Annotated in this window: 20 protein-coding genes; 16 read left to right on the top strand and 4 right to left on the bottom strand. The window is 55.9% G+C overall.

The genetic code is table 11. From position 1 onward, the window contains the following. Positions 1 to 67: 67 nt before the first annotated feature. The 5 genes from htpG (at position 68) to B3K78_RS12125 (ending at position 5,232) form a co-directional block, all read left to right on the top strand. Positions 68 to 1,969, top strand: coding sequence for a molecular chaperone HtpG (gene htpG, locus B3K78_RS12145; RefSeq protein ID WP_286695679.1), 1,902 nt, complete (start codon positions 68 to 70; stop codon positions 1,967 to 1,969). Between the two features lie 119 nt (positions 1,970 to 2,088). After that, positions 2,089 to 3,111, top strand: a complete 1,023-nt coding sequence (locus B3K78_RS12140; RefSeq protein ID WP_286695678.1) for an NAD(P)H-dependent glycerol-3-phosphate dehydrogenase — start codon at positions 2,089 to 2,091, stop codon at positions 3,109 to 3,111. Further along, positions 3,111 to 3,587, top strand: coding sequence for a phosphohistidine phosphatase SixA (gene sixA / locus B3K78_RS12135; protein WP_204996400.1), 477 nt, complete (start codon positions 3,111 to 3,113; stop codon positions 3,585 to 3,587). The genes B3K78_RS12140 and sixA overlap by 1 nt, the downstream gene beginning before the upstream one ends. A gap of 4 nt (positions 3,588 to 3,591) precedes the next feature. Further along, complete coding sequence (locus tag B3K78_RS12130; RefSeq protein WP_286695677.1) at positions 3,592 to 4,455, top strand: alpha/beta fold hydrolase; 864 nt, start codon at positions 3,592 to 3,594, stop codon at positions 4,453 to 4,455. A 150-nt stretch (positions 4,456 to 4,605) separates the two neighbouring features. Further along, positions 4,606 to 5,232 carry a DUF2971 domain-containing protein gene (locus B3K78_RS12125; protein ID WP_286695676.1) on the top strand — a complete coding sequence of 209 codons (627 nt, stop codon included), beginning with the start codon at positions 4,606 to 4,608 and terminating at the stop codon, positions 5,230 to 5,232. 66 nt (positions 5,233 to 5,298) lie between these two features. Here the strand turns inward: B3K78_RS12125 and B3K78_RS12120 are convergent, their stop codons facing one another. Continuing rightward, positions 5,299 to 6,288, bottom strand: coding sequence for a 1-aminocyclopropane-1-carboxylate deaminase/D-cysteine desulfhydrase (locus tag B3K78_RS12120; RefSeq protein WP_286695675.1), 990 nt, complete (start codon positions 6,286 to 6,288; stop codon positions 5,299 to 5,301). Positions 6,289 to 6,448: 160 nt separating this feature from the next. Further along, positions 6,449 to 6,988 carry a GTP cyclohydrolase I FolE gene (gene folE / locus B3K78_RS12115; RefSeq protein WP_286695674.1) on the bottom strand — a complete coding sequence of 180 codons (540 nt, stop codon included), beginning with the start codon at positions 6,986 to 6,988 and terminating at the stop codon, positions 6,449 to 6,451. Between the two features lie 150 nt (positions 6,989 to 7,138). Between folE and prmB the strand changes: the two genes are divergently transcribed. The 5 genes from prmB to B3K78_RS12090 all read left to right on the top strand — a co-directional run bounded on the left by prmB (position 7,139) and on the right by B3K78_RS12090 (position 11,161). Continuing rightward, positions 7,139 to 8,050 carry a 50S ribosomal protein L3 N(5)-glutamine methyltransferase gene (prmB, locus tag B3K78_RS12110; protein WP_286695673.1) on the top strand — a complete coding sequence of 304 codons (912 nt, stop codon included), beginning with the start codon at positions 7,139 to 7,141 and terminating at the stop codon, positions 8,048 to 8,050. Positions 8,051 to 8,176: 126 nt separating this feature from the next. After that, positions 8,177 to 9,274 (top strand): chorismate synthase, encoded by a 1,098-nt coding sequence (aroC, locus tag B3K78_RS12105; RefSeq protein WP_286695672.1) that lies wholly within the window; start codon positions 8,177 to 8,179, stop codon positions 9,272 to 9,274. 11 nt (positions 9,275 to 9,285) lie between these two features. Continuing rightward, positions 9,286 to 10,440 (top strand): MFS transporter, encoded by a 1,155-nt coding sequence (locus B3K78_RS12100; protein ID WP_286695671.1) that lies wholly within the window; start codon positions 9,286 to 9,288, stop codon positions 10,438 to 10,440. Between the two features lie 62 nt (positions 10,441 to 10,502). Then, positions 10,503 to 10,934: a hypothetical protein gene (locus B3K78_RS12095; protein WP_027873832.1), complete on the top strand. Its 432-nt coding sequence runs from the start codon at positions 10,503 to 10,505 to the stop codon at positions 10,932 to 10,934. Between the two features lie 20 nt (positions 10,935 to 10,954). Next, positions 10,955 to 11,161 carry a hypothetical protein gene (locus tag B3K78_RS12090; RefSeq protein WP_286695670.1) on the top strand — a complete coding sequence of 69 codons (207 nt, stop codon included), beginning with the start codon at positions 10,955 to 10,957 and terminating at the stop codon, positions 11,159 to 11,161. 10 nt (positions 11,162 to 11,171) lie between these two features. Here the strand turns inward: B3K78_RS12090 and B3K78_RS12085 are convergent, their stop codons facing one another. Continuing rightward, positions 11,172 to 11,693, bottom strand: a complete 522-nt coding sequence (locus B3K78_RS12085; protein WP_286695669.1) for a glycine cleavage system transcriptional repressor — start codon at positions 11,691 to 11,693, stop codon at positions 11,172 to 11,174. Between the two features lie 104 nt (positions 11,694 to 11,797). Here B3K78_RS12085 and B3K78_RS12080 point away from each other — a divergent pair, with 104 nt between their 5' ends. The 3 genes from B3K78_RS12080 to tusA all read left to right on the top strand — a co-directional run bounded on the left by B3K78_RS12080 (position 11,798) and on the right by tusA (position 12,665). Then, positions 11,798 to 12,106: an MTH1187 family thiamine-binding protein gene (locus B3K78_RS12080; protein WP_286695668.1), complete on the top strand. Its 309-nt coding sequence runs from the start codon at positions 11,798 to 11,800 to the stop codon at positions 12,104 to 12,106. Between the two features lie 20 nt (positions 12,107 to 12,126). Then, positions 12,127 to 12,348 carry a YheU family protein gene (locus B3K78_RS12075; RefSeq protein ID WP_204996411.1) on the top strand — a complete coding sequence of 74 codons (222 nt, stop codon included), beginning with the start codon at positions 12,127 to 12,129 and terminating at the stop codon, positions 12,346 to 12,348. A 74-nt stretch (positions 12,349 to 12,422) separates the two neighbouring features. Next, positions 12,423 to 12,665: a sulfurtransferase TusA gene (tusA, locus tag B3K78_RS12070; RefSeq protein WP_286695667.1), complete on the top strand. Its 243-nt coding sequence runs from the start codon at positions 12,423 to 12,425 to the stop codon at positions 12,663 to 12,665. Here the strand turns inward: tusA and B3K78_RS12065 are convergent. Continuing rightward, positions 12,655 to 13,335 (bottom strand): hypothetical protein, encoded by a 681-nt coding sequence (locus tag B3K78_RS12065; protein ID WP_286695666.1) that lies wholly within the window; start codon positions 13,333 to 13,335, stop codon positions 12,655 to 12,657. The genes tusA and B3K78_RS12065 overlap by 11 nt on opposite strands. Before the next feature lie 123 nt (positions 13,336 to 13,458). Between B3K78_RS12065 and B3K78_RS12060 the strand changes: the two genes are divergently transcribed. Genes B3K78_RS12060 through B3K78_RS12050 form a run of 3 tightly spaced genes read left to right on the top strand, consistent with a single transcriptional unit; the run spans position 13,459 to position 15,429 of the window. Further along, complete coding sequence (locus B3K78_RS12060; protein ID WP_286695665.1) at positions 13,459 to 13,956, top strand: gamma-glutamylcyclotransferase family protein; 498 nt, start codon at positions 13,459 to 13,461, stop codon at positions 13,954 to 13,956. After that, entirely contained in the window at positions 13,949 to 14,533 is a 585-nt protein-coding gene (locus B3K78_RS12055) for an elongation factor P hydroxylase (RefSeq protein WP_286695664.1), read from the top strand. Before B3K78_RS12060 ends, B3K78_RS12055 begins: the two co-directional genes overlap by 8 nt. Further along, positions 14,530 to 15,429, top strand: a complete 900-nt coding sequence (locus tag B3K78_RS12050) for a 5'-3' exonuclease (protein ID WP_286695663.1) — start codon at positions 14,530 to 14,532, stop codon at positions 15,427 to 15,429. The genes B3K78_RS12055 and B3K78_RS12050 overlap by 4 nt, the downstream gene beginning before the upstream one ends.

Here is a 15,429-nt window from a genome sequence, read left to right as displayed (position 1 = left end):
AGCCTGTCCCCATAAAGCTTACACGTCCCGCTGGGCGAACGATAAATTAGCTTTACAGGTGATAGGCATGTCCACAGCAGAAAAAGAAACTCTGGGATTTCAAACCGAAGCGAAGCAAATGCTTCAGCTGATGATCCACTCCATGTACAGCAACAAGGAAATTTTCCTTCGCGAGCTGGTTTCTAATGCTTCCGATGCGGCTGACAAGCTGCGCTTTGAAGCGCTTTCCAATGACAGCCTGTTTGAAAACGACCCCAATCTTCGTGTGCGTGTAGAGGCCGACAAAGAGGCCGGCACGGTTAGCATTAGCGATAACGGCATTGGTATGAGCCGCGAGGAAGTGGTGGCCAACCTCGGCACTATCGCCCGTTCAGGCACCGCAGAATTTTTGAAAAATCTCAGCGGCGACAACAAGAAAGACTCGCAGCTCATCGGCCAGTTTGGTGTGGGTTTTTACTCGGCCTTTATCGTTGCTGAGCGCGTAGAAGTATTCACCCGTCGCGCAGGTGCCGATGCCTCGGAAGGTGTGCACTGGGAGTCGACTGGCGAAGCCGATTTCTCCATTGAAAGCTGCGAGCGCGCCGAGCGTGGTACCAAGGTGGTACTGCACCTGCGCGAAGAAGACAAAGAATTTGCCGATGATTGGCGACTGCGTTCCATCATCAAGAAATACTCTGACCACATCAGCATTCCCGTAGAAATGCTAAAAACGGTTACCGCGGAAGAGGGTGAAGAAGCCCCCGAGCCAGAGTTTGAAAGCATCAACTCCGCCACAGCGCTCTGGACGCGCCCGCGCAACGAAGTGAAGGACGACGAATACCAAGCCTTCTATAAGCACGTGAGCCACGACTTTGCTGAGCCGCTCACCTGGAGTCACAACAAGGTTGAAGGCAAGCTGGAATACACCAGCCTGCTATACCTGCCATCGCAGCCACCGATGGATATGTGGAACCGCGACGCGGCGCGGGGCGTTAAGCTCTATGTGCAGCGCACTTTCATTATGGACGACGCTGAGCAATTCCTGCCGCTGTACCTGCGCTTTGTAAAAGGTGTGGTGGACTCTAACGACCTGTCGCTCAATGTATCGCGCGAAATTCTTCAGCAAGACCCCGCTGTGGATGCAATGAAAACGGCGCTGACCAAGCGCGTGCTGGACATGTTGGGCAAGCTGGCGAAGAACGATACTGAGAAATACCAAACGTTCTGGAAGGCCTTTGGTCAGGTATTGAAAGAAGGCCCGGCTGAGGACTTCAGCAACCGCGAAAAGATTGCCAAGCTGCTGCGCTTTGCCACCACCCACGATGACAAGGCCGAACAGCTGCACTCGCTGGAAGATTACGTAGCACGTATGAAAGAGGGGCAGGAGAAAATCTACTACGTGGTGGCTGAAAACCATCGCACTGCGTCCAGCAGCCCTCACCTGGAAGTGTTCCGCAAGAAAGGTATTGAAGTCTTACTGCTTTCTGATCGCGTCGACGACTGGCTGATGAATCACCTCGCTGAGTTCGATGGCAAAGCCTTCCAGGATGTTGGTCGCGGCCAGCTGGACCTTGGTGAGCTGGAAAACGAAGAGGAGAAAAAAGCGCAGGAAGAGCTGGCTCAAGAGCACAAAGACCTGATTGAGCGCGTTGCCAAGGCGCTGGGTGAAAAGGTTGAAGAGGTGCGCGCGACGAGCCGACTGACCAGTTCGCCGGCGTGTCTGGTAGTGGGTGACCACGATATGGGCGCGCAGATGCGGCGTATTCTTGAAGCCGCTGGCCAGGCGCTGCCCGAGTCCAAGCCGATTTTCGAGCTGAACCCAGAGCACCCGCTGGTGCAAAAACTGGACAAAGAGCCCGATGAAGACCGTTTTGCCGACCTTGTCGACATTCTCTTTAATCAGGCACATTTGGCCGAGGGCGCGCAGCTGGAAGACCCTGCGGACTACGTTAACAAGCTGAATAAGCTGCTGCTGGAACTCAGCGCCTAGCGTAAGCGCAAGAACCACAGTGAATAGAGCGGCGCTTCGGCGCCGCTTTTTTTTCGACGCCGTTCTTCATCGCCGCAGCGCAATGATAAACTGCATGAAAAACAACAAGCGGAGCCGCAATGACGGACAAGCATAAAGTAGCCATAGTGGGTGGGGGCAGTTTCGGTACGGCAATCGCCAATATTGTTGCCGATAACGGCCATGATGTGTGCCTGTGGATGCGTAACGCCGAGCGCGTCGCCGAGGTGAACGAGCAGCACAGTAACAGCGCCTACCTGCCCGATATTTCCCTGAACCCCGCCCTGCGCGCCAGCACCGATCTGGCCGAAACCGTAAAGGGCTGCGACGTGGTCTTCGTTGCCGTGCCCAGCAAGTCTTGCCGCGATGTGGCTCGCCAACTGGCGCCGTTATTAGCCGACGGCACTATGGTGGTCAGCACGACCAAGGGTATCGAGGTCGACAGCAATGAACTGATGAGCGAAGTTTTGCGAGAAGAGCTGGGCAACGTCAGCATCGGCGTGATGAGTGGGCCAAACCTTGCCAAAGAGTTGGCAGCTCGGGAAATTACCGGCACGGTTATCGCCAGTGCTGATGAGCAGCTTACTCAGTGTATTCAAGACCTGCTGCAGTGCTCGTATTTTCGTGTATACGCCGGTAGCGATATCTACGGGGTGGAGCTGGCCGGTGCCCTGAAAAACGTCTACGCCATCGTCGCGGGTTTGGCGGCGGCACTGGGCGTGGGGCACAACACGATCAGCATGCTGGTTACCCGCAGCCTGGCGGAAATGAGCCGCTACGCCGTGCAAAAGGGCGCTGACCCCTTAACCTTTTTGGGCCTGGCCGGTGTGGGCGATTTGTTCGTAACCTGTACCTCACCACTGAGCCGCAACTACCGTGTGGGTTATGCGCTGGGGCAGGGGCGGGATCTAAACGAAGTCGTCGCTGAGCTTGGGCAGGTGGCGGAAGGGGTGAATACCCTCAGGCTGCTCAAACAGCAATCTCAGCAGCTGGATATATACATGCCGTTGGTCAATGGTTTGTACGCCATCATTTACGAGGGCAAAACCGTGCAAGAAGTGATTGGCGATATGATGTGGGCGGAGCAAAACCGCGACGTTGAATTTGCAGTGCAGAAAAGCTGATGGAAATAGTCTTAATTCGCCACGGCGCGGCATCGTGGGATGCTGCTACCGATATGGAGCGCGAACTCACCGAGCGCGGTATTGCCGAAGTTGAAGCCGCGGCGCAGTGGCTTGGCCAGCAAGATTGGCGCCCCGAGGAAATCTGGGTAAGCCCTTACCGCCGCGCCCAGCAAAGCGCCGCCATTATCAATGCCGATTGGCAGCTACCCCAGCGCAATAAAGCCTGTCTGACCCCGGATAACCGACTCGAAGACCTCGATACCATGCTGTCGACGTTTCGCGGTCAGCGCCTGCTGCTAGTGGGGCACAACCCACTACTCAGTAATGCGTTGGCTCACTGGCAGGGCGAGTCACAATCCTATTGGGGGCTGCAAACTGCCAGTATGGCCCGTGTTGACGCCGAGGTGTTCGCCCCGGGCTGTGGCAACTTGCAATGGCTGCGTCACTTTCCGAACTACGCTCACAATGGCCGCTAGTACTATGACGACTGTCTCTGCAGAATCGCTCAGCTTTGAGGTGGAAGGTCTGCACATAGCCGCGCAAGCCTGGGGCCAGGCCGATGGTATTCCAGTGCTTGCCCTGCATGGTTGGCTGGACAATGCCGCCAGTTTTGCCGCCATTGCCGAGTATCTCCAGCAGCAGGGCAACCCGCTGCGCATTGTTGCGCTCGATCTGCCCGGCCACGGGAATAGCGATCACAAACCGCCGTCGGGTAACTACGCCATTTGGGACGATCTGCGAATTATCTGCGGTGTGGCCGAACAACTCGACTGGTCCCAGTACAGCCTGTTGGCCCACTCACGCGGCGCGATGATCGCGGCGCTGCTGGCGTCGGCTATGCCAGACAATATTCGCGCGGTCGTCTGCATCGACGGCTTGCTGGCCGACCCGCAAGCGGGTGAAGAATTCCCCAAACAGCTGCAGCGCTATCTAAACGGGTTTTCCAACCAGGGCCGACCGCCACGCGCGTTTGATACCCCGGAAGACGCTGCCGCCGCGCGTATTAAAGTAATGCCCATGAGCAAGCGTTCGGCTCGCGCCATTGCCGAGCGCGGTACCTATCAGGGTGACGACGGCAAATTTTATTGGCGCAGCGATCGCCGCCTTGCACTCGCCTCCCCGCATAAACTGACCGCAGAGCAATGGCGGGCCGTGCTGGAAGGCATTCACGCGCCGCTGCTGTTTATTGCCGCCAAACAGGGCTTTGGCCAGGAAATACTCGCACTAAGCGACGCCAGACCGAAGGCCTTTAGCACACTGGATGTTGATGGCGACCATCACAGCCATATGGATAGCTGCGTTAAGGAGGTGGCTGAAGCGGTTAAGGGGCATTTTCTGGTGTAGGTCTAGTTGCTCGCTAGCGAAGAACTGGCTGTCGCTCGGTTAGGTCTGACCGGGGCTGTTAGTTTGTATCTCGGTGTGGCTCAACCTTAGCTCCTAACTGAGGAGAGGCTATGCCGGCCTCAAGTGCATATGCCACTAGCAGGAGGTTTAATGAAGCTTTATCACTATATGGATGAGCACTACGGACTAAAGAATCTGTCAAACAGAAGAATTAAAGTTTCTACTTTTGACAATCTGAACGATCCTTTTGAATTATTAGGTATAAACACAAAGGACAGGGGTGTCAGGGCGCGGCTGCAGAGAATGAAAAATGCTGTATCTAAAGAATTTGGAATACTTTGTTTTAGCAAAATATGGTCGAACCCTGTTCAGTGGGCACACTATGCGAATAACCACCGAGGGATGTGTATTGAGCTTGAGGTGAAAGGCATTGATGCTGCGCGAAGGGTGGAGTACGTGAATGAAAGATTTGATGATGCCCTTATGGGAGATGTAAATTTTCCTAAAAAACTATTGTTGTCGAAGTTCAAACATTGGCAATACGAAGAAGAATACAGAAAGATAGGCCAGTTAAAAAAATTTAAGTATGAGGATGGGCTTTACTTTGAGCCATTTTCACACGAAATGAAGCTGAGGAAAGTCATAATTGGGTGTCAATCAAAGTTAGTGCGAGGAGATGTTTTCGGTCACCTATCTAAAGAAGACTCCGACGTTCCAATAATTTACGCCAGAGCTGCATTTAAATCATTTAAGATCGTGGAGCATAAGAATAAATAATAAATCAACTAGCCAGAATTGTAGGTTTGAATTCAAGTTAATGACAGCCTTTACCCCGATACTTATCTAAGCCCCGTCAACCGGCCGCGAATTAAACGTGTGCCAGTAAAGCTTCACCTCAGTACTTTGGCTTGCGGCGTCTAAAAACGCGGCCGCCGCTTTGGCGGTATAGGTTTGATCCAGGGTAATACCGCACTCGGCGAATTTTTCCGTGGCGCTGCTTCCCGCTTTGGTGGCCACGCCGTAGCCATCGCCATAGTAACTGTCGATCAGTTTGGCGGTGGGTATTGTTGGCAGTGAGAGGCCTGCTTTTGTCAGCGCAGCGCATGTTTGCCTGATGAGTTGATTCACCGTGGCAGGGGTGCAGGTGGGAATGATGCCCAAGTGGGAAGGGGCGACTCTTATGCCAATAATATCGCTTTCTATGCCTGCTAGCGCAGCGCCAACGGTTAAGCCGGCAAGGGTGGCAGAGGAGCCAACGGGCACGAATATCTGGCTGGGCAATGGGCACTGGCTGGTGTCGATTTGCTGCCTTAACTCAAATGCTGCGTTGATAAAACCCATGGTTCCGGCAACGTTGGAGCCGCCAGCAAACAGAAAGTAGTGCCTGTGTGACAGGCGCTTGGGGTGAAGGTAGTAATGCCGCACGGTATTGGCGAGTGAGCCACAAAATTGTAGCGCGGCGCCAAAGTGTCGCATTCGCGCGAGGTTGTCGCGCACGGTGGTAGAGGGCGGTTGTTCAAATAACAGCACCGTGCAGCGCAGGCCCAATTGTTGGCACAGCATGGCGGTGGCAACGCCGTGGTTGGTGCCCGTGGCGCCGAAGGTGATTACATGCGTTTTGCCACGCGCCAGAACATCGGCCAAGATAAATTCCAGCTTGCGGAGTTTGTTGCCGCCATACACCGCGTGGGAAAGGTCGTCGCGTTTAATCCAGGCATTGCTGCCAATTCCGGATACTGGTTCAACTGGCGTGGGTAGGTCAGCGAGGGGGAGCCAGGGTAGGGCGCCGCTCAGTTGCGGGTAGCTGTCGAACATGGGCCTTGTCGTGGTCACGCCATTTATGTCTCGTTCTGGGGTGGTATACAAGACAGAGGATAGCTGTTTGGCTCCGTCGCGGCGACGCATACCGTAATTTGGTCAATGATGTGGCAATAAAAAAGGGCCAATTCGGCCCTTTTATTTTCCTTGTTGCCCAGCGGGCCAAAGCAACGCTTTATTTGATCAGCGACATAAACTCTGCCCGCGTGGCGGCGTTGTCTTTAAACACGCCCAACATGGCGCTGGTGCGCATAACGGAGTTTTGCTTTTGCACGCCGCGCATCATCATGCACATATGGCGGGCTTCAATGATCACGGCCACGCCTTCGGCGCCAGTCACTTGTTGCACGGTGTCGGCGATCTGCGTGGTCAGGCCTTCTTGAATTTGCAGGCGGCGAGCATAGAGGTCGACAATGCGAGCCACTTTAGACAGGCCCAAAACTTTGCCGTTGGGAATGTAGGCAACGTGGCATTTGCCGATGAAGGGTAGCAGGTGGTGCTCGCAGAGCGAGTAGAGTTCGATGTCGGAGACCACGACCATTTCGTTGGCGTCGGATTCAAACAGTGCGTCGTTCACGACTTCGTCAACACTGCGACGGTAACCCTCGGTAAGGAACTCAAAGGCTTTTGCCGCGCGTTTTGGCGTGTCGAGTAGGCCGTCACGCTCCAGGTCTTCACCAATTTGTTTGATGATCTCTTCGAATGCTTTTTCCACCAGCTTCTCTTTTATGTCCTATAAACGAGCCGCAATGGTATCAGAGCCCTTACGCTTTCCCAAGCATGCTGGGCAGCGCTTTGGGGGCAGTGTAAACTTCGCGCTGGTTATTATTGCTTGCTAAAAACGGGTTTATAGAAGGGCGCTGCGGTGGCACACAACAATGAGATTTGCCAACACCTGACCACGGTTCGGGACTACATCCGCTGGGGCCTGAGTGAATTCAGCCGCGCTGGACTGTTTTTCGGTCACGGCACCGATAATGCCCTGGACGAGGCCCGGCTGCTGGTGCTTCACGCCCTGGAGTTACCCTTCGATAGCTCGGACGCGTTTCTGGATGCCACCTTGCTGCCCAGTGAGCGCGAGCATATTGTGCAGCTGCTACAGCGCAGAGTGGAAGAGCGTTTACCCGCCGCTTATTTGACTCATGAGGCGTGGTTTGCCGGGCTGTCATTTTATGTGGATGAGCGAGTATTGGTACCGCGCTCGCCCATTGCAGAACTGATCGAAAACGGTTTTGAACCGTGGTTAGCGAGCGAGCCCCAGCGCATATTGGACCTGTGCACCGGCAGCGCTTGTATTGGTATTGCCTGCGCCTACGCCTTTGACGATGCCGAGGTGGATGTTGCGGATATTTCCGGCGATGCGCTGGATGTCGCCGGCATCAATATTGCCCGCCACGAACTCGGCCACAGGGTGAAGGCTATTCACTCCGATGTGTTTAGCGGCTTGCAGGGGCAGCGCTATTCCCTGATCGTTAGCAACCCGCCCTACGTAGACGCCAGAGACCTCGCGGAAATGCCCGCGGAATATCATCGCGAGCCCGCGCTGGGGTTGGCGTCGGGCGAGGATGGCCTGGATCTGACCCGCCGAATCCTGCGCGACGCGGCCGACCATTTGGAAGAGGGCGGTTTACTGGTGGTCGAGGTAGGCAATAGCTGGGTGGCACTTGAGCAGGCTTACCCGACATTGCCATTTACCTGGCTCGAGTTCGAGCGCGGCGGTCACGGCGTGTTTGCGCTGACCCGAGAGCAGTTGGTAGAGGCCGCGGATAGCCTCTGACTCAGACGCCGCTTTCACGTATAATTCAGGCGCTGTTCGTTCGGCACGGTTTGTCGCGCTTTGTAGAGTAATGATTTACGGCCAGGCAGTTTTGCCGGCCCTATTGTCCCAACGCAGGATTGTTTCATGTCAGGTAACACCATCGGTAAGTTGTTCACCGTCACCACCTTTGGCGAAAGCCACGGCCTTGCCTTGGGCGCAATTATCGATGGCTGCCCGCCGGGGCTGGCAATTTCCGAAAGTGATTTGCAGCGCGACTTAGACCGCCGCAAGCCCGGCACCTCGCGCTATACCACCCAGCGCCGTGAAAACGATGAAGTGAAAATTCTGTCTGGAGTTTTCGAGGGGGAGACCACCGGTACCTCTATTGGACTGTTGATTGAGAACCAGGATCAGCGCTCGAAGGACTACAGCAAGATCAAAGACCGTTTCCGCCCCATGCATGCCGACTACAGCTACGAGCAAAAATACGGTCAGCGCGACTATCGCGGCGGTGGCCGTTCGTCGGCGCGCGAAACCGCGATGCGAGTCGCTGCCGGGGCAATCGCCAAAAAGTACCTGGCGGAGCATCACGGCGTGCAGGTGAGGGGATATTTGTCGCAGCTGGGGCCGATTAAGGCAGATAAGCTCGATTGGGACATTGTTGAAGAGAATCCTTTCTTTTGCCCGGACGCTGATAAAATTCCCGAAATGGAAACCTATATGCAGGCGCTGCGTAAATCCGGCGATTCTGTAGGGGCCAAAATTTCGGTGGTGGCCAGCGGAGTGCCAGTAGGCCTGGGCGAGCCAGTTTTCGATCGCTTGGATGCCGATATCGCCCATGCCCTGATGGGGATTAACGCGGTGAAGGGGGTTGAGATTGGCGCAGGCTTTGACTGCGTAGATGCCCGCGGCAGCGAACACCGAGACGAGCTCACTCCTGAAGGCTTTACCTCAAATAATGCCGGTGGCGTGCTGGGCGGAGTTTCCAGTGGGCAGGATATTGTCGCCCATATGGCGCTGAAGCCGACATCGAGCATTTTGATTCCCGGCCAAACCATTAACCAGCAGGGCGAGGCTGTGGACGTGATAACCACCGGCCGCCACGACCCCTGTGTGGGCATTCGCGCGGTACCTATCGCCGAGGCGATGCTGGCGATTGTGCTGATGGACCACCTGTTGCGTAACCGTGGCCAGAATGCCGATGTTCAGTGCCAAACACCGGTGATTCCGGCGCGCCGCTAGGCTAGGCGGCTATGGCGCAGGCAGTGCCGTATTGGCGGCTTTCCGCCTTTTATTTCTTCTACTTTGCCCTGCTGGGCACGTGGCTGCCGTATTGGTCGCTGTACCTGAAGTCGCTGGGGTATTCCTCTGGCGAGATCGGGATTCTCTCGGCGCTGGTGATGGTCACCAAGGTACTGGCGCCCAACTTATGGGGCTACCTCGCTGACCGCTATGACTGCCGCACGCGAATTATTCGCCTGGGGGCGCTGCTGGCGGTTATCGCCTTTGGTGGAGTGTACTTCCGGCAGGACTTCTACTGGCTCGCCGCCGTGGTGGTGGGCTACAGCTTCTTTTGGAATGCGGTGCTCTCGCAGTTCGACGTGCTAACGCTCAGTCATTTGAGCGGTCAGCATGGCCGCTATTCATTGATCCGTTTGTGGGGCTCGATTGGTTTTATCGCCGCGGTATTGGCGGTGGGTGCCTGGTTGGACCACCACCCGATCGTGCATCTGCTGTACATCATTACCGCATTGTTGTCGGCTATCTGGCTGGGGAGCTTGTTGGTGGCAGAAAACCCCGAGGGCTTAACGCGGGGGGATCGCAGCCCCGGTTCGCTGATGCGAATATTAAAGCAGCCAGCGGTGATTGCCTTCTTTGCCACCAGTTTTCTGCTGCAATTCTCCCACGGGCCGTACTACACCTTTTTCAGTATTCATTTGGAAGCGCAGGGCTATAGCAAGTCGGCAACGGGGATGTTGTGGTCGCTAGGGGTGTTCGCTGAAGTGTTGCTGTTTATGGGTATGCACCGGCTGCTGGAGCGCTTTAGCCTGCGCCAGATTTTGATCGCCAGCCTGGCGCTAACGGCGTTGCGCTGGTGGTTAATTGCTGAATTTGTCGAGTCAGTGGTCATTTTGGTGTTTGCCCAGTGTTTGCACGCGGCCAGTTTTGGCAGTGCTCACGCTGCCGCCGTCGAAACGATACGGCGGTTTTTTACCGCTCACCACGGCCAGGGTATGGCGCTGTACAGTGGCTTGAGCTTTGGCGCCGGTGGTGCGTTGGGCGCGGTGCTGAGTGGTTACGCCTGGGACATCAGCCCGGCCCAGTGTTTCTGGGTGGCCAGCGGCGCCGCAGCACTGGCGGCGATAATTGCCTGGCGCTATTTTGAGACCCCGGACACGCCTCGTTAAGTGTGTCGTCGCGTCGGCGTCATTGCAGCGGTAGACTGAAAGAAAAAGTCGGAAGATCAACTATGGCTCAAGAATCCGTCGTTTACGGCTGCATTACGGATATGTTGTTTGTGCGAGATGGTGTCGATTTGCAGGAACGCCGCGAGGTGAATCAGCAAATTACCGATACCTTGCCCTCGGCCGAGGACTGGCCGTTGCTGTGCCGGGAAATGTTTTCGGTGCCACGCCGCGCCGTGGAGTTTGGCGACTGCCAAACCGATGTCATTCACTTTGGCAGTTCCTACAAGGCGATAGAGCACGAGTGGGATGCATGGCTGCGTTTATTTGAGAAGATGCTTAGCAAAATGTATTGGGTATCGGCAACGGTGCACCTGCAAACGGCCTATAACGGTACACATACCTTTGTATGGCAAGCCGAAGGGGATTACCATGCCCCCGGAGATGACTCCGGTCGCTTGCGTTGTGAGTGGCTGCGAGAGGACAGTTTTGCTTAAGCGAAGAGGGTTTGCCGAAGGTGGCTGAGTGGTTTGTACTGTTTAAACGCTACCGTACGCCGGTGCTGGCGGTGCTGGCAACAGTGATGCTGGTGTGCTCGGCGGTTTGGAGCTTTGATGTACCGTGGCGGGAAGTGCTCGGCTATTTGCTGATGTGCGTGCTCGGTGTTGTGGTGATCGTCGCGGCGGCGACCGCGACGGTGTTTGTGATGAAAAAATTGCGTTGAGCGGCCGTTTCTAGGCGCGCTCAATATCGATATCGACGCTCAGCTGTTCGGCAATCTCTTCCAGGGCGTCGTTCAATTCGTCCAGGTCGCAACCGGCGGGTAAGTCCGCTTTCACATGAGCGTCGAACAGTGCCTCGCCACTCATCGGCGCGCTGGTGATATTCGAGCTGAGTTCGGTCACATTGATCTGGCGATCTTTCAAGGCGCGGCTCACTTCCCGCACGATTCCCGGCCGGTCGTTGCCCAAAATATGCAGTTGGCAGCCGTGTTGTTCGGCGCTGCCGTCGCTGGTATTGGCGCTATCAATGGTGACTTGAATGCCATCGGTGCTGAGCGCGCGCAGGGCGCTGATCAGGGCATCGCGCTGATCGCCTGCCACATTTACGCGGCCGATGCCGGCAAACTGGCCCGCCAATTGTGTCATTCGGCTTTCCTGCCAACTTCCACCGACACTGGCAATGGCGCTGGAAACCAATTCAACCAACCCGGGTCGGTCCTTGCTGATAAAGGTAAAAACAACAGACGTATTCAATGGTAAATCCTGTAAGTATAGAGACACGTTATAGCAGTAACGATACGATATCTGCTTGAACATATCATCAGCGATGGCTGCTGAGTAGGCCGGTGGGTTAAGAAATGCATGTACATGTGGAACTCTGTGTAATACCGCTCAATGTCGGCGAGTCGCTGTCACCGTATATTGCCGAGTGTCAGCGAATTTTTGATGACAGCGGCCTGACTTACCAACTGCATGCCTTTGGCACCAATGTCGAAGGTGAGTGGGAGGCAGTCATGGCGGCGGTGAAGCTGTGCCATATGCGCATTCACGAGATGGGGGCGCCGCGTATCCATAGCCAGTTAAAAATTGGCACGCGGGTAGACAGAGAACAGAGCCTACAAGATAAAATTGATAGTGTTGCCGGCTTTCAGGGCAGTGAGTGCTGAGCAGACTTAACGAGGTTGGAATGGCAGATTATTTGGAAATTCCCTGGCAGAAACTGAGCGAGGATGCCTTTCAGGGCATGCTGGAGGAGCTGGTTAGCCGCGACGGCACTGACTATGGCGAGCGCGAGCTGAGCCAGGAAGAAAAAATCGCCCAACTGCGGGCGGCATTAAAAAGTGGCCAGGCGTTTATCGCCTTCTGCGCCGAGACCGAGAGCTGGTCTATTTTGCCGCGCCGCCCTTAAGCCGCGTGTTGATTTTTGGGGCCACGCCGCCACAATACCTCGCCCGTTTGCCCGCATACAGAGTTGAGTAAGTCATGACGAAGGTCGATCACAATCTGGATACCAGTGGTTTAACCTGCCCCGAGCCGGTAATGATGCTGCACAATAAAATTCGTGATATTGCGGCTGGTGAGGTGCTGGAAATTCTGGCAACAGATCCTGCCACGACCCGCGATATTCCAAAATTCTGCGCCTTTCTAGGCCACGAGCTTATCGACCAGCAACAGGAAGGCGAGCACTACCGCTATTGGGTGCGCAAAGCTCCTCCTAGTGCTTGATCAGGCTGTGTAACGCGCGCGCCGTCATTTCGCCGCCGCGTTTTATTTGGTTGGCGATATGGTATTGGAAGTAGTAGCGCAGGCCTTCGGCTTCGGTTGCCGGGTACAGGCAGGGGTCGCCGGGCAGCACCGGGTGTTGGGTGATTTTTTCAGGGTCAGCGATCATCGCCTGCAGGCGACCGCCAGCGAGCAACTGCCAACTCACTACCGGCTCTAATTGGAATTCGTGGCCGTCGTTCAGCAGAGCGGCGTGGCTGCCTATCAGGTCGGGAATTTCTTGAATCACGCTATTATCGCTAGACGCCTGTTTGGGACACAGGCTGTCCAGTATGGCGCTGTGGTGGGCGGGCATCACATCAAAGCGCTGCTCTGCAATAGGGTCAAAGTAACCCTGAGATAAACCCGTTTGGGCATCGTTGAGCTCGCTGCAGCGAGCAACGCCGTCGAGCCAGGGCACCAAGGCCACGTCGTCGCCGTTATCGAGCCGCGCCCAGCATAAGATGCGCAGGGCATAGAGTTTGTCTGTGGACAGTGCGTGATGAGCGTATAACAGGCAATAGCCTTGAAATTCCGGTGATACCGCGACGATGCTCGGCTCGGTGCGGGCGGCGTTGGTAGGGAAGGGCAAGATCTGCGCCGAGGGGGTATTGCCTAGGTTACGTGTAGCCATGATGCATCCTCACGTAGCGGGGGCGATCACTTAGCGGCTGACGCGCCAAGCGCGGTGCTATCCCTTTCTGATAAAATTACCTGTAGTTTCCCCTTTTGCCAAGTTTTTCTGGATAGTCTTGCAGTGAGCAGTTGTTACTACTTCGCCTATGGCTCAAATATGAACCCGGCTCGAATGCGTGCCAGGGGCCTTGATTTCCTTACCGCTGAGGCGGCGCGCCTGACGAATTTTGTGCTGTGTTTTAACAAGGAAGCGCACAATAACCCCGGTGTTGCCTACGCCAATGTGGTGCCTGCCCACGACCAACACGTTGAAGGGGTGCTTTACCGTTTACGGGGCCAGGACGATATTGCCCTGATGGATCACTACGAGGGGACGCCTGTGCGGTATAGCCGCGAGGTGCTGCGCGTGCAGACCATCGAGACAACGCAAAACGCATGGGTGTATATGGCGAATCCGGCTTACATCACTCGCGGCTTGCTGCCGCAGAGCCGCTATATTCAACACCTGCTTGCCGGCGCTGAGTTTTTGAGCGAAGGCTACCTGGAGTGGCTACAGCACCAGCCTTGCCATCAAGTAGAGGACGGCTGCCCGCAGCGCGGCTTGCAATATAATGACTGAGCGGGCCATACACGCGGCTGCCGTTGCACCCGCAGTTGCACCCGCAGCAGATCAGCGTATCGCCGAGGTGTTTGCCAGGTGCTTTGCTCGCGGCGAAAACTGCCTGCTGTGCGGCGGCGCGGATGAGCCCCTATACCAGCCGGCAAGCGGGGAGCAGGCCAATACGATTTTTTACCGCGACGACTTTGCTCGCAGCGCCCTTCATGAAGTTGCGCACTGGTGCATTGCCGGCGAGCAGCGCCGAAAACTGCTGGACTATGGTTATTGGTATGAGCCCGATGGCCGCAGCGCTGAGCAGCAACAGCAGTTTGAGTTAGTAGAGCGCAAACCCCAAGCGTTAGAGTGGTTCTTTTGCTTGGCCTCTGGCCTGCCTTTTGCGTTGAGTATTGATAATTTAGATGCCGCGCCGGGTGATAATTTTTCCTTCGCCCTGGCCGTGTGGCAGCAAGCGCGCAGGTATTCGCGCGAGGGTTTGCCCGGTCGAGCGGCAAGCTTTCAGCAGGCGCTAGCCATTGAGTTTGGCGGGATCGCGGCGCCGTCTGAGCGCGATTTACCCTTGGCGGCACTGTGGCGATGACGGCGCGTCTCTACTGCCTGGATGCATCGATCTATATCTTTCGCGCCTATTTCTCTCAACCAGCGCAATTTTATAGCGAGCAGGGTTACTCGTTGCATGCGGTGCAGGGCTATTTGACGTGTTTGCTGCGGTTTTTGCATGCCGAGCAGCCGAGTCGGGTGCTGGTGGCCTTTGATGAAAGCCTGGGGCAGGGCTTTCGTGAGGCCTTGTATAGTGGTTATAAGTCGCAGCGGGCACTGCCGGACGACGAGCTGGCGTTTCAACTGCGCTGTTGTCGCGCCGTTTCGGAGGCGCTGGGTCTTGCCTGCTGTGCTGATGAGCAATTCGAGGCGGATGACCTGCTAGCGACTGCGGCGAGTGCCGCGCAGCAGCGGGGCGACGCGGTAACAGTGTTAAGTCGCGATAAGGACCTGGCGCAAATTCTTCGCAGCGATGCTGATCGCCTGCAGGATATCGGCGGCGATGCGCAGACTCGCCTGGGGTGGCAAGCGGAAAAAGGCGTGAATTGCGAGGCCTTAGCTGATTATCTGGCGGTGGCGGGCGATCGTGTCGATGGTATTCCCGGTTTGCCAGGAGTGGGGGAGGCAACCGCGAAGGTGATATTCCAGCATTTCAGCTCACTCGAGGCGATTTTTAACAACCTTGATGCGCTGGCCAGTTTGCCTGTGCGCGGTGCCAAAGGCCTTGCTAAGCGATTTTCGCAACATCGGGACGCGCTGTTTCTCTACCGTCAGCTCACGCGGCTGCGCCGCGATGTGCCACTGGACGAGCGCTGTCTACAGGGGCTGCGTAACCCGGCAGAGGTATCTGCAATTGGCGCGGCCAGCGGCGGTTTGCCCGAGGCGCTTATCGAACGTTTACTGGCGCGGTATTCACGCGCTTTAATTTGGGGATAG

Origin of the sequence: Spongiibacter sp. UBA1325, from assembly GCF_002306875.1 — a bacterium.
Lineage (GTDB): Bacteria > Pseudomonadota > Gammaproteobacteria > Pseudomonadales > Spongiibacteraceae > Spongiibacter > Spongiibacter marinus.
Note: the sequence above shows the minus strand (reverse complement) of the source record. Positions and strands in the feature narration are given on the sequence as shown.

What these genes read in the sequence shown, in the direction of transcription:
- htpG (WP_286695679.1), top strand. Translation starts at nt 68, where the DNA reads ATGTCCACAGCAGAAAAAGAAACTCTGGGATTTCAAACCGAAGCGAAG.
- B3K78_RS12140 (WP_286695678.1), top strand. Translation starts at nt 2,089, where the DNA reads ATGACGGACAAGCATAAAGTAGCCATAGTGGGTGGGGGCAGTTTCGGT.
- sixA (WP_204996400.1), top strand. Translation starts at nt 3,111, where the DNA reads ATGGAAATAGTCTTAATTCGCCACGGCGCGGCATCGTGGGATGCTGCT.
- B3K78_RS12130 (WP_286695677.1), top strand. Translation starts at nt 3,592, where the DNA reads ATGACGACTGTCTCTGCAGAATCGCTCAGCTTTGAGGTGGAAGGTCTG.
- B3K78_RS12125 (WP_286695676.1), top strand. Translation starts at nt 4,606, where the DNA reads ATGAAGCTTTATCACTATATGGATGAGCACTACGGACTAAAGAATCTG.
- aroC (WP_286695672.1), top strand. Translation starts at nt 8,177, where the DNA reads ATGTCAGGTAACACCATCGGTAAGTTGTTCACCGTCACCACCTTTGGC.
- B3K78_RS12100 (WP_286695671.1), top strand. Translation starts at nt 9,286, where the DNA reads ATGGCGCAGGCAGTGCCGTATTGGCGGCTTTCCGCCTTTTATTTCTTC.
- B3K78_RS12095 (WP_027873832.1), top strand. Translation starts at nt 10,503, where the DNA reads ATGGCTCAAGAATCCGTCGTTTACGGCTGCATTACGGATATGTTGTTT.
- B3K78_RS12080 (WP_286695668.1), top strand. Translation starts at nt 11,798, where the DNA reads ATGCATGTACATGTGGAACTCTGTGTAATACCGCTCAATGTCGGCGAG.
- B3K78_RS12075 (WP_204996411.1), top strand. Translation starts at nt 12,127, where the DNA reads ATGGCAGATTATTTGGAAATTCCCTGGCAGAAACTGAGCGAGGATGCC.
- tusA (WP_286695667.1), top strand. Translation starts at nt 12,423, where the DNA reads ATGACGAAGGTCGATCACAATCTGGATACCAGTGGTTTAACCTGCCCC.
- B3K78_RS12065 (WP_286695666.1), bottom strand. Translation starts at nt 13,335, where the DNA reads ATGGCTACACGTAACCTAGGCAATACCCCCTCGGCGCAGATCTTGCCC.
- B3K78_RS12055 (WP_286695664.1), top strand. Translation starts at nt 13,949, where the DNA reads ATGACTGAGCGGGCCATACACGCGGCTGCCGTTGCACCCGCAGTTGCA.
- B3K78_RS12050 (WP_286695663.1), top strand. Translation starts at nt 14,530, where the DNA reads ATGACGGCGCGTCTCTACTGCCTGGATGCATCGATCTATATCTTTCGC.